This window comes from Desulfovibrio desulfuricans DSM 642, assembly GCF_000420465.1.
Taxonomy (GTDB): Bacteria; Desulfobacterota; Desulfovibrionia; order Desulfovibrionales; family Desulfovibrionaceae; genus Desulfovibrio; species Desulfovibrio desulfuricans.
The window spans coordinates 172,143-184,143 of the sequence record NZ_ATUZ01000014.1 but is presented as its reverse complement, the minus strand read 5'-3'; the positions used below and the strand labels follow the sequence as shown (position 1 = coordinate 184,143).

8 protein-coding genes are annotated in these 12,001 nt (G+C 57.7%); 3 read left to right on the top strand and 5 right to left on the bottom strand.

Annotated features, from left to right (window positions below):
* Positions 1–177 precede the first annotated feature (177 nt).
* Positions 178–1,068: a hypothetical protein gene (locus G449_RS16620; protein WP_022658977.1), complete on the top strand. Its 891-nt coding sequence runs from the start codon at positions 178–180 to the stop codon at positions 1,066–1,068.
* 234 nt (positions 1,069–1,302) lie between these two features.
* Here the strand turns inward: G449_RS16620 and cydB are convergent, their stop codons facing one another.
* Both cydB and G449_RS0108960 read right to left on the bottom strand, forming a co-directional pair.
* On the bottom strand, positions 1,303–2,328 hold the full coding sequence (cydB, locus tag G449_RS0108965) for a cytochrome d ubiquinol oxidase subunit II (protein WP_022658976.1): 1,026 nt from the start codon (positions 2,326–2,328) through the stop codon (positions 1,303–1,305).
* A gap of 2 nt (positions 2,329–2,330) precedes the next feature.
* Positions 2,331–3,647, bottom strand: coding sequence for a cytochrome ubiquinol oxidase subunit I (locus tag G449_RS0108960; RefSeq protein ID WP_022658975.1), 1,317 nt, complete (start codon positions 3,645–3,647; stop codon positions 2,331–2,333).
* 310 nt (positions 3,648–3,957) lie between these two features.
* Between G449_RS0108960 and htpG the strand changes: the two genes are divergently transcribed.
* Positions 3,958–5,928 (top strand): molecular chaperone HtpG, encoded by a 1,971-nt coding sequence (gene htpG / locus G449_RS0108955; protein WP_022658974.1) that lies wholly within the window; start codon positions 3,958–3,960, stop codon positions 5,926–5,928.
* A 107-nt stretch (positions 5,929–6,035) separates the two neighbouring features.
* Here htpG and G449_RS0108950 read toward each other — a convergent pair whose 3' ends face one another.
* From G449_RS0108950 to G449_RS0108940, 3 genes are all read right to left on the bottom strand, one after another.
* Positions 6,036–6,746 carry an OmpA/MotB family protein gene (locus tag G449_RS0108950; protein ID WP_022658973.1) on the bottom strand — a complete coding sequence of 237 codons (711 nt, stop codon included), beginning with the start codon at positions 6,744–6,746 and terminating at the stop codon, positions 6,036–6,038.
* A gap of 169 nt (positions 6,747–6,915) precedes the next feature.
* Positions 6,916–7,764, bottom strand: a complete 849-nt coding sequence (gene motA, locus G449_RS0108945) for a flagellar motor stator protein MotA (protein WP_022658972.1) — start codon at positions 7,762–7,764, stop codon at positions 6,916–6,918.
* Positions 7,765–8,041: 277 nt separating this feature from the next.
* Positions 8,042–10,084, bottom strand: coding sequence for an AsmA family protein (locus tag G449_RS0108940; RefSeq protein WP_022658971.1), 2,043 nt, complete (start codon positions 10,082–10,084; stop codon positions 8,042–8,044).
* Positions 10,085–10,364: 280 nt separating this feature from the next.
* On the opposite strand from G449_RS0108940, the gene G449_RS0108935 reads away from it, so the two are divergent.
* Positions 10,365–11,999 carry a cobyric acid synthase gene (locus tag G449_RS0108935; protein WP_022658970.1) on the top strand — a complete coding sequence of 545 codons (1,635 nt, stop codon included), beginning with the start codon at positions 10,365–10,367 and terminating at the stop codon, positions 11,997–11,999.
* The last annotated feature ends 2 nt before the right edge of the window (positions 12,000–12,001 follow it).

Below are 12,001 nucleotides of genomic sequence, written 5' to 3'. Positions count from 1 at the left end.
CTCTACGTTCTATATTGATGGAAGGCAAGTGCACAGGGCATTGGCTCACGCATGCTACCCATGATTCCGTCTGCCATAACAGGATTAGTAGTCTTTGACATTTGGCAAGCTGTAGATATTCTTCTTCCAGACGGGGCCTTTCTGGGCCTTCGGGTATTCATCTATGGAGTTATCCGCATGTTTATCATAAAATTACAGCCAATTACGGATGTTTTTGACTGGCTGCACTCAGCCTGGGAGCGTGCGGCCACCCAGCGCCGCGTGGCCCTGTGCATCCTCTGGGTATATCTGCTCGCCCTGCTTGGGGTGGAACTCAAGCGCATGGGCATTCTGCCCCCGTGGCTGGCCGCGATTACGCCGCACAGCCATTTTTACGCCATCCATCTGGCCTTTACCCTGATTCTGGGGCTTGAGGTCATGAGCCTGATTCTGGCGATCCCAAGTTCCCTTTCGCAATCCATGGGCAAGCAGTTTGAGATACTTACCCTTATTCTGCTGCGCAACGCCTTTAAAGAACTGGCGCATTTGCCGGAGCCGGTCAGCGTGGTTGACGACCTGCTGCCGGTTATCAGCATCGCTGTTTCCGGGGCAGGGGCTCTGGCCGTGTATATGTGCCTTGGGATGTACAAGCGCATTGCCCGGCAGCACCTGCATTTTATCGCCACCGCAGATCTGCGCATGCGCTACGTCATGAGCAAAAAAATGTTGGCCTTGGCCCTGTTTGTAATATTTTTGTTCATCGGCTCCCGAGATTTCATGCATTTTGTCAAAACCGGCGAAGACCTCAAGTTTTTTGAAACACTCTATACCGTTCTGATTTTTGCAGATATCGCCATGGTGCTCATCGCACAGCGGTATATGCCTGCCTTTCATGCGGTATTCCGTAATTCGGGTTTTGTCATAGGCACCCTGCTCATGCGGCTGGCCCTTTCCGCAAGCCCGGTGTGGAGCCCTGCCATCGGTCTTTTCGCCGCGCTCTTTGTGCTGGCCGTGACCTGGGGCACCAATTACTTTACGCCGCTCCGGCATCAGGGCTACTGCGTGCGTGAGGTGGAATCCACCGATTAGAGCCTTTTTACAGGGAAAGCCAGCACGCGGAATTGATTCGCCGTGCTGGCTTTTTATGACGCAGAATTGTTCCCGCAACCGTGCAACGCTGAACAGCGCAGGCAATCCTGCTGGCAATGTTCGCAGCCCCCGGTTGATGAAGTTAACGACAAGCTGCACCGTTGGCTTTAAATGAAAACACCCCGCATCAGGCGATGCGGGGTGTTGCTTTTGGAAGGGGGGAACAGCCTGGGTTTAGTAGGCGTGCTCGTCCTTGAGATCCTCGTCCGTCACAGGGGCGGAGAAGGTCTTGTAGAGCCAGAACTGGTACGCAAGCACGATGGGCACCATGACCAGAGCCACGCCCAGCATGATCTTGAGCGTCAGCTGGCTGGAAGCGCCGTTAAAGGCCGTGACCGTGGCGGCAGGATCAATGGAAGATATGATCATGCCGGGGAACATGCCCGCCACGCCAAAGAAGGTAACGCCAAGAATGAACACGGCGCTGCACCCCCAGGCCAGCCACAGCTTGCCCGCACCCAGCATGACGCGCGCACCCACAAGGCCCGCCAGCGCCAGCAAGGGCAGAACAAACAGAACAGGCATGGCCAGAAAGTTTGCGTACAGCTTGGTGTACATGGCGGTGAGAACCAGAAAAACCACCAGCAGCAACAGCATGACAGGCCACAGGAAGGTGGCCGATGCCACTGCGCGGGTTTGCAGGCTGCCTGTGCTCTTGATGGCCAGCCACAGGGAGCCGTGCAGCAGGAACATACACAAAAAGAACACGCCGCCCGCAAGGCCGTAAATGCTCAGCAGGGCAAGCAGATTGCCGTGGTACACGCCCTTGGCGTCAATGGGAATGCCCATGAACAGATTGGCGAAAGCCACGCCCAGAAGCACGCAGGGGATAAGGTTGGCAAGAAAGTGCACACCGTCCCACAGGGCGCGCCAGCTGTCGTGTTCCACCTTGTTGCGGAACTCGAAGGAAACAGCCCTGAAAATAAGGGCGAACAGCAGCAGAAGCAGCGGAGCGTACAGCGCGCTGAACATGACCGCATAGGCCTTGGGGAAAGCCGCAAAGGTCACGCCGCCAGCGGAAATAAGCCACACTTCGTTGCCGTCCCAGAAGGGCCCGGCAGCATTGTACATGATGCGGCGCTCAGACTCGTTTTTGCCCAAAAAGGGCAGCAACGCGCCAAGGCCCAGATCAAAACCGTCCAGAATAAAGTACACGGCCCACAACAATGCCCACAGCACAAACCAGATGGTTTCCAACATGGCTATACCTCCTGGGCGTCAGGGCCCTTGATGGCGTATTTACGCAGCAAGTAAATGTCCAGAAGGCCAAGCAGGGAATACACCACTATGAAGGCACCCAGCGAAATGGCGACATTCTCGGCTGGAACTGGCGAAACCGCGTCGGAAGTGCGCATGAGACCATAAACAATCCAGGGCTGGCGGCCAATTTCGGCCACGGCCCAACCCAGCATGATGGCAACGTAGGGCAGGGGGATGTTCCACACCAGCGCCTTGAGCAGCAGGGGGCAGGGGTCGTCCTTCTTGCGTTGCAAGAAGGCGCCCACGGCCAGCAGCACAAACAGGCCTGCCATGGCGATCATGCCGCGAAAGCTCAGGAAGGTAGGCATAACCGGGGGGCGGTCTTCCTTGGCAAAGTCCTTGAGGCCCTTCACTTCAGCGTTGGTGTCGCCGTAGGCAATCCAGCTCAGCAGACCGGGAATGCCAATGGCCTGAACCTTGTTTCCTTCATTGGCCTCGTCAGGCCATGCCAGCAGATAGAAAGGCACGTTGCGCCCGGTTTCCCAGTGGGATTCCAGCGCGGCCAGTTTGGCAGGCTGCACCTGGGCAACAGTCTTGCCCTGCTGGTCGCCAGAAAGGCCCAGCAGCAATACAAGAATCAGGGTGAAAGGCGCGGCCATCCTGAAAGATGCCCTGAAAAAGTCCACCTGGCTTTTGCGCAGCAAATGCCAGGCCGAAACGCCCAGCACAAAAAAGCCGCCCAGCGCCCACGATGCAAGCACCGTATGCGCGTACATGCCCCAGGCGTAGCCATTGGTTACCACCTGCCAGAAGTTGGCAAGCTCAGCTCGGCCAGCAGCCTCATTGATGGTATAGCCCATCGGGTTCTGCATAAAGCCGTTGGCAAGAATGATCCACAGGGCGGAAAGGTTGCCCGCAAATGCCACAATGTAAATTGAGGCAAGATGCATTTTTTTGCCAACGCGGTTCCAGCCGAAGTGCCACACTGCAAGGAACGTGGATTCCAGAAAAAAAGCCACCGTGGCTTCAATAGCCAGCAGGGAGCCAAAAATATCGCCCACGTATTCCGAGTAGCGGGACCAGTTGGTGCCGAACTGGAACTCAAGCGTGATGCCCGTCACCACGCCCAGGGTAAAGTTGATGAGAAAAAGTTTTCCCCAAAATTTGGCTTGTTTTTTCCAGAATTCGTCACCGGTACGCACATAGCGGGTTTCCATCCAGGCGAGAATGACGGAAAGACCGAGCGTAAGCGGTACGAATATGAAATGGAAAAAAACGGCCACAGCGAATTGCAAACGCGAAAGCATTACAACGTCCATGTAGGCCCTCCTTGAATATCCTTCAGGCGAGATAGCTTTTTTCCCACCAAATGGCAAGTAGTTACGAATATCATTTTGCCCGTATGAGTATGAATCCTGCGGGCTTGATGTTTTATCCCCCTTTTATATGAAATATTGAATTGGAATGTCCGAGCGTGCCTGTCAGCCTGTTTTACAGGGTGCTGGACGCGCGACTTTCCCTGCGTTGCCAACTGCCGCGCGGAAAAATGCCGTAAAATTTGGCAAATCCCCCTTGAAATTTCAGTGGGGGATATTATTTTCATTTATATATTTTTTCAGGAGGTTTGTCATGGCAGAGGCTGGTAAGAATTCCCGCCAATTCCGCGCTGAGGTGCGCAAAGTCCTGCATATCCTCACCAATTCGCTCTATACAAATCGCGAAATTTTTTTGAGGGAACTTGTTTCCAACGCCTCGGACGCGTTGGATAAATTGCGCTATCGCATGAGCAGGGGCGAAAGCCCCCGTCTTGCTGATATCCCCCTTGAAATCCGCATCAGCCTGGACAAGGACTCCAAGGTTCTGACCATTGCAGATACCGGCGTTGGCATGACCGCAGAAGAGCTGGCTGAAAACCTTGGCACCATTGCCAGATCCGGCTCCGAGCAGTTTTTGGCCGATATTGCGGCTGAAAATGCCGGCAGCGACGCGGCAAAGGCCGAAGCCGGGGAGGAGGGAGAAACCTCCGGTCCTGCTGATGCCGCCAACATTATCGGCCGTTTTGGCGTGGGCTTTTATTCCGTCTTTATGGTGGCCAGCAAGGTGGAGGTCACTTCGCGTCCGGCTTTTGGCGATGATGCCGAGGCCAGCGTGTGGGTCAGTGATGGGCTTGGCACCTTTACCGTTGAACCCGCAACCGGGGATGAACCCGCTCGCGGAACGGTCATCAAGGCATGGCTCAAGGACGATGCCGCAGAATTTGCAGAGAAGTTCCGCGTTGAGTCGGTTATCCGCAAGCATTCGGCCTTTGTTCCCTTCCCTGTCCTCGTGGACGGCGAACGGGTCAACACCCAGCCTGCGCTGTGGCGCGAGCCAAAGTTTTCGGTCACCAAGGAACAGTACGATTCCTTTTACAAAGCCCTGACCTATGACGCCAGGGAGCCGTTGGACACCCTGCATCTTTCTGTGGATGCGCCTGTGCAGTTTAATGCCCTTCTGTTCACGCCCGATTCGGCGCAGGATTTTTTTGGTGCCGACCGCGAATTCTGGGGGCTTGATCTGTATGCCCGCCGTGTGCTCATCCAGCACCGCAACAAAGAGCTGGTGCCTGAATATCTGGCCTTCCTCAAAGGCGTGGTCGATACGGAAGACCTGCCCCTGAACATCTCGCGCGAGACGCTTCAGGAAAATGTGGTGCTGCGCAAGATCAATCAGGTGCTGGTCAAACAGACCCTGAACCATCTTGAAAAGCTGGCAAAGGACGATGCGGAAAAATACAGCCGCTTCTGGAAGCTGCACGGCAAGGTTTTCAAGCTGGGTTACCACGACTATGCCAACCGCGAACGCATCAGCGCATTGCTGCGTTTTAATTCCTCGTCCCTTGCGGATGCGGAGGCCCTCACCAGCCTTGATGAATACATGGCCCGCGCTCCAGAAGGGCAAAAGACCATCTGGTATGTGGCAGCGCCCAACCGTGAGGCCGCCCGGCTCAATCCGCACATGGAGCGCTTCCGCCGCAAGGGCATTGAAGTGCTGTGGCTGTATGAGCCTGTGGATGAATTTGTCATGGACGGCCTTGCCAAATACAAGGACTGGGAATTCAAGTCGGTGGAAACAGCGGCGGATGACGCCCTGAAAGACTTTACCGACAAGGAGCAGCCGGAACACGAAGCCGCAGCGCCGCTTTCTGACGATGATTCGGCAAGTTTTGACGCCCTGCTTGGCAAGATGAAGGAAATCCTGGGTGACAAAGTGACGGACGTGCGTGTTTCTCACCGTCTGGCAGACAGCCCCGCAGTGCTGGTTTCGCCCGATGGCGGCCTGTCGTCCTCCATGGAAAAGCTGCTCAAGGTCATGCAGAAGGATGATTCCATCCCCGTGAAGGTGCTGGAGGTCAACCGCGATCATCCGCTGCTGCGCAGCATGCTGCGCATGTTCAAGGCTGACGCGGACGACAGGATTCTGGCCGACATGACTGGCTGCCTGTTTGACGCCAGCCTGCTGCTGGACGGCTACCTCAAGGATCCTCAGGCATTGGCGGCCCGCACGGGCAAGCTGCTTGAAGAGGCTGCCGCCTGGTACACGGAAGTACGTAAGATATAGCTCAGGCCGGGATGCCCAAAAGCATCCCCGTCAGTGAAATAGAGAAACGGCCCTTGTGTATTTTCACCGGGGCCGTTTCTGTTGCAACTTGCTGGCTGAATGTGGGGTTAGTACACAACGCTGTACGACATGACCTCTGGGCGATGGAAGAAAAATTCCCCCCGCCGGTTCATGGCGCGGCTCTGTTCGTCAATGCCCGGCTTGAGGGGGCGCGTATCGCCGTAACTCACAGCGCGCATGCGCGTGGGCTTGATGCCCTTTTCGGCAAGAAAATGCACCATGGCCGATGCGCGCGCTCCGGAAAGCTCCCACGCGGAGGCATATGGCGGTCTGGCCTCGGTGGAGTCAGCGTGCCCGCGCACCACAAGGTAAAGATTGTACTCGTTCATGAGTTTCAGCACCGCTTCCAGCACCTTGGTGCCTTCGGGCAGCAGGTCAACGCTGCCGGGCCGGAACATGACGTCCGAATTGACGCGCAACTGCACGCCCACGTCATCCGCGCTGATGCCCGAGGAATTTTGCGGCACGGCATCTGCCATGAGCATCTGCTTGATTTTTTGCGCAATGGCGTAGTGCGACTTTTCAACCTCGTTGATTTTGAGGTCGCGCGCATCAATTTTATCCGTGTTCTGGATGAACGGATTGTTTGATATGGGAGATGTGGAGCTGGAGTCGAAATTGCGCTCGCCGCTGAAGTACGCGGCGAGACCCGCCTTGGTGTCGGGCGGCACCATGCTGAGGATCCACAACAGAAGGAAGAAGGCCATCATGGCCGTAACAAAGTCGGCATACGCCACTTTCCATGCGCCGCCGCCCATAGGCTTTCTCCTTCGTAGTAATCTGCTCCGGGCCTTACGCTTTTGCTGACGGCATAAAAATCAGCCGTCCGCGCCCTTGATGTGCAAACCATAGCAGGTTTTTACAGAAGGGCAAAATATCTGCGTCCGCACTCCCCAGTTAGGAGGGGGCCAGCCCGTTTGCCCCGGCTTAGCCGCTCTTGAGCCGCTCTTCCATTTCGGCAAACGAGGGACGGAAGGGGTAAGGTATGGCCCTGCGCCCATATTCCACGGCGATCAGCGGAGTTGATCCGCGAATGGCGGCAGCCACGGCTTCCTTGATGGCGTTAAAATAAAAATGTTCTTCGGCCACGTAGTTTTCAAGCTTTGCGCCCATGGGGCCAAAGAGGCCGTAGCAGGCAAGAATACCAAAAAACGTGCCGACAAGTGCTGCTGCGATGTAGTGGCCAAGAACTTCCGGCGGTTCGTTGATTTTGCCCATGGCCAAAACCACGCCCAGCACGCAGGCCACAATACCCATGCCCGGCAGCGATTCGGCCATGTGCGACACGGCGTGGGCGGGCAAAATACCTTCTTCGCGCATGGTCTCGATATCCACATCCATGAGGCTGTCGATATCTGCGGGGTCGCCGGTGGTCAGGTACACGCGCAGCGTGTCGCCCACAAAGTTCACCAGCACGGCATCTTTGGAAATATTGGGATATTTGCTGAAAATTGGGCTGGATTCGGGTTTTTCAACGTCGCTTTCAATACTGATTACGCCCTCGCGGTGCATTTTGGAAAAGAGCGCATACAGCAGGGCGAGGGTCTCAAGGTAATGATTTTTGCTGGAACCTGGGTCGGCAAACAGGTGTTTGAGGCTTTTGACAACCAAGCCAAAGGTGTACTTGGTCTGCGAACCAAAAAAAGCCCCAAGGCCGCAACCCAAAATAATGATGAACTCGGCGGGCTGAAAAAGAACGCCCCAGTCGCCGTGAGCCATGGTGTAGCCCGTGCCGACTGAAGCCGCAACAATGACCAGTCCTATAAGTAAGTACATACTGCCGCCTGTTCGCTCTATGCCTTACTGGGCAAAGAAAACCCGTAAAGCTCGTGTGTTGCCTGGCTGGCGGAATTTTGACCACTCCGCTCACCAATCGCGCCCTTACAGCGCGTTCAGGCCTTCTTTAATGCTTAACGCCCGTGATGCTAATAGCTTTAGCCCATGACGCCGAAAAGGCAAGCCCCAGGCAAAATACCTTTATCCGTGAATCGGAGCTGTTTGCCTTGCCATTTGCCCTTCGCACGTATCTTTGTCCGGGCCGTCGCCATGCCTGTTAGCGGCCCAGAATGCCGCGAACCAGCCCTTCGGCGCCCTTTGCCGCGTCCTTGGTGGTGCTTCCGGCTTCCTTGCCCGTTTTCAGCAATGTGCCCGGCAGATTTTTTGCCATATCAAGGGCAAAACGCGGGTCAACACCGTACGAAATGTCACTCAAAGGCCCCTTGGCCGTCACAGGAATCGTCAGCCCCATGGTTTTGATGTCCAGGGCCGCCTCCAGATACTGTTTGGGCAGACTGATGCGCGCCTTGCCCGCAGCGTTGAGAGTGGCGGAAGTAACGGTGATGGGGCTTGCGTTGATTTCGCCATCGCGGGCGGTAAAGGGCGCACGGGCCAGATCAAAGCGGTCGGGCAGCGGCCCGCCCTTGCCGGTGAGCGAAGGGATGCTCTTGGAAAGCTCTGCCATGGCCGGAACATGCAGGCGGCGTATCTCAAGCTGCCCGCGTCCGCCAAGAGTCTGGCGAATATCGTTGGCGTCCGCGCACCTCATGGTCATATCCGCATCCAGCGAGGCCTGCCCGTCGGCCTGCCTGCCCTTCCCAAGGGCAACCAGCAGCGGGCCAAGCTCCACATCGGCGGCTTGCGCCTTGAGAGCGCAAGTTTCAGTCGCCATATCCATGTTGCCGGTGGACTTGATAAGCCCGCCGCTGCCAAGGCTGGCGGTTAAGGAGGTCAGGGCGTAGCGTCCTTTTTCTCCCTTGATGGCCAGCGCAATGTCTTTTACCTGCAATCCGCCCTTGGTAATGCCAGCCACCTTGGCGCGGATGTCCAGCCCCGGCATGCGCCGTGCCGCTTCCGCATCCGGCTTGGCTCGCTTGCCGCTGGCCGATGCTCCGTCGTGCCCCGCAGGCTTGGTTTCCGTCGCATTTTTGCCGGGTTCTGCCTGGGGCAAATAAGGATCAAGATTGAGCATACCGGTCTGCACGTCAGCAGTCACAAGCATGGGGGCGTTTTCGGGCAGGTCAAGGCGCAGACCGCCGCGCAAGGAAAGATCGTCAAGTTGCAGAAGCATCTGGCTGAGATTCAGGGCATTGGCGGTATAGCGCACCATTGTTCTGAAACGCAGATCGTCCTTGGCTGGGGGAGTCGCCAGTTTGTGGCCTGCCAGCGCGGCAAGTTTGTGGGGCGAGCCTTCCATCTCAAGAGCGCCGTTGAACGCCAGAGGAGCCAGCCCGCCTTCGCCGGATGCGCTCACCCGCGCCTGGGGCGTATTGAGCAAGGCCTTGCTCAACTGGAGGTGCAGATCGCTCAGCCGCAACGACCCTTCACAGGTGAACTGCAACGGCCCGGCTTCCTTGGGCAGCGCTCCGGTGAGCGGTGTGACAGTCAGCGCAGTCTGCCGGAAAAGCAGCTGAGGCGGGGCGTAGCGCAGGCGGGAAGAAAATGCCAGCGTGCCCGAGATGTTGTTTGCGCCAGATTTGGCGGCGGGGGCAGCAGGCTCGGCGGTGTTGTCGCCAAAAATAAAGGCAAAGTCGCACTGCACCACGGCTTCTTGCCCGGTGCGCAGATTTTCTACAGAAAAGTTTACATCATCAACGCGCAGTGTTTTGCCATTTGCGGTTGTGTAGGTCGCAACACCTTGACGCAGTACAAGGCGTTTCAGCTCAATGGGAAGGGCTGGCGGGGTCGCAGCGGCAGGTTTGGTTTCAACGGCGGGTTTTTCCGCGTCCGGTTTGGCAGCGGCAACGGCCTTGCCTTCGCGGACTTCAAGCACGGGGCTGTTCAGCCGTACTTCACGCACGACAACATTGCCCGTAAGCAGGGGGCTCAGCTCCAGTTGGGCCATGCCGCTTTTGACGGAGATGACCACGCCCTGCCCATCGCTGGCGCTGCCCCAGTGCGCCTGTCCAAAATTGACGCCGGGGGGGAAAAAGGAAATTCCGGGCGGGCTGTCAAACGTTAAAGGCTGCCCAGTGGCTTTGGCCGTGGCATCAGCTATCTGCCGCACCACAAAGCCAGCGTCAACCCTGCTGAGCAGGACAGCCGCCGCCACTGCCAGAACCGTGGCGCCACCCAGAATCCATAAAAATACACGCTTCATTGAAACTCCGCAGGTATTTGCGGCCCTGGCGGCCGCGTAAACCGCCGTGCCCTTCAGGGCTGCGGCGGGTAATTGTATGACCACCATTTCTTTTATACGAAAAGCTGGCAAGCAGTGCAAGGCGAAGAACGTTCTGTGCAGGCAGACTCTGTACCTTGGCGGCCTGCACGGGCGTATCGGTTGCGGTAGTTTCCCGCAATCCATATATTGCCGGAAAGATATCATAAAAAGACACAGCACTGAACGGACATTGCCGCAAGTGCAGGGAGGATTACCACGCATGGCGGCCAGATCGGTTCATACGGCGCAATCGGGGACGGGGCGCTCTTTGCCTCCGGCTCTCATGATTCAGGGGACATGCTCAAACGCGGGCAAAAGCCTGATTACGGCGGCCGTATGCCGTCTGCTGGCCCGCAGGGGGCTGCGTGTTGCACCTTTCAAGGCGCAGAACATGGCGCTCAATTCCTTTGTAACCAGCGACGGCAAGGAAATGGGCCGCGCTCAGGTCTTGCAGGCCGCCGCCTGCGGCCTCGCGCCAGACGTGCGCATGAACCCCGTGCTGCTCAAGCCCACGTCCAACGTGGGTTCTCAGGTTATTGTACTGGGCGAAGCCGTGGGCCACATGCGCGTGGGCGAGTATCTCGCCTATAAGCCGGAAGCTTGGAATACCGTGCGCCGCGCCTACCGGAGTCTGGCCGCAGATATGGACGTGATGGTGCTTGAAGGGGCGGGCAGCCCGGCCGAGATCAACCTCAAGGCCCACGACATTGTAAATATGCGCATGGCCCGTTATGCCGGGGCGTATGTGGCCCTGGTGGCGGATATCGACCGCGGCGGGGCCTTTGCGGCCCTGGCGGGCACCATGGCTCTGCTCACCCGCGCCGAAAGGGGGCGGATAGGGGGCTTTATTCTCAACAAGTTCCGGGGCGACGCCAGCCTGCTGGATCCCGCCCTGGCCATGCTCCAGAAACGCACGGGCAAACCCTTTTGGGGGGTTGTGCCCATGCTGGAAAACCTGCGCCTGCCCGAAGAGGACTCCGTAAGTTTCAAGGAAGGTCTGACCCCTGGCCTGCGCATGGGGCAAAATTCTGGCGGGCCAGGCTTGCTGGATATTGTGGTGCCCGATCTGCCGCATTTGAGTAATGCCACGGATCTTGACGCCCTGCGGGACGAACCGGGGGTGCAGGTGCGCATTGTGCGCCATGCGGATCAGTGGGGCGCACCGCATGTGGTCATTTTGCCGGGCAGCCGCAATACCGTGGGTGATCTGCGCTTTTTGCGGAGCACCGGACTGGCCGGGCTGGTTCAGGAATTTGCCCGTCAGTGCCTGGAGCGCGGCACTGGCGCACTGGTGGGCATCTGTGGGGGATTGCAGATGCTTGGAGCCGAAATAGCCGACCCTCTGCTGATTGAAGAAGGCGGATGCGAGCCGGGGCTTGGCCTGCTGCCTCTCAGTACAAGGCTGCTGGCTGCCAAACGCCTGTGTCGCACCGCCGGATGGGCGGATGCCTGTGTGACCGGGGCAGAACGCCAGACCGTGACAGGCTATGAAATCCATCACGGCGAGACCTCCTCCCTGCACGGAGGATTGCCGGATATAGCTGGCGAACCAGCCACGGGCGATGCCGCGTCTGCCGTCATGCGGGTTGTGATGACCGACTCCGGGGGGAGCGCCCTGGGCTGGGGCCGGTGCGATGCGCGGGGTTACGCCCGCGTGTGGGGCAGTTATCTGCACGGCCTTTTTGACGAGGATTCCTTTCGCCATGCATTTTTGCGCCGCCTGCGGCGTGAGGCTGGTTTGCCGCCAGCGCAGGAGACAGCCTACAGTCTCGGCCCTGAGCTGGACAGGCTGGCCGATGCTGTGGAAGCAGCGCTGGACATGCCAGCCATACTCAACTTGCTGCAACAGGCTTGAGC

What these genes read in the sequence shown, in the direction of transcription:
- G449_RS16620 (WP_022658977.1), top strand. Translation starts at nt 178, where the DNA reads ATGTTTATCATAAAATTACAGCCAATTACGGATGTTTTTGACTGGCTG.
- cydB (WP_022658976.1), bottom strand. Translation starts at nt 2,328, where the DNA reads ATGTTGGAAACCATCTGGTTTGTGCTGTGGGCATTGTTGTGGGCCGTG.
- G449_RS0108960 (WP_022658975.1), bottom strand. Translation starts at nt 3,647, where the DNA reads ATGGACGTTGTAATGCTTTCGCGTTTGCAATTCGCTGTGGCCGTTTTT.
- htpG (WP_022658974.1), top strand. Translation starts at nt 3,958, where the DNA reads ATGGCAGAGGCTGGTAAGAATTCCCGCCAATTCCGCGCTGAGGTGCGC.
- G449_RS0108950 (WP_022658973.1), bottom strand. Translation starts at nt 6,746, where the DNA reads ATGGGCGGCGGCGCATGGAAAGTGGCGTATGCCGACTTTGTTACGGCC.
- motA (WP_022658972.1), bottom strand. Translation starts at nt 7,764, where the DNA reads ATGTACTTACTTATAGGACTGGTCATTGTTGCGGCTTCAGTCGGCACG.
- G449_RS0108940 (WP_022658971.1), bottom strand. Translation starts at nt 10,084, where the DNA reads ATGAAGCGTGTATTTTTATGGATTCTGGGTGGCGCCACGGTTCTGGCA.
- G449_RS0108935 (WP_022658970.1), top strand. Translation starts at nt 10,365, where the DNA reads ATGGCGGCCAGATCGGTTCATACGGCGCAATCGGGGACGGGGCGCTCT.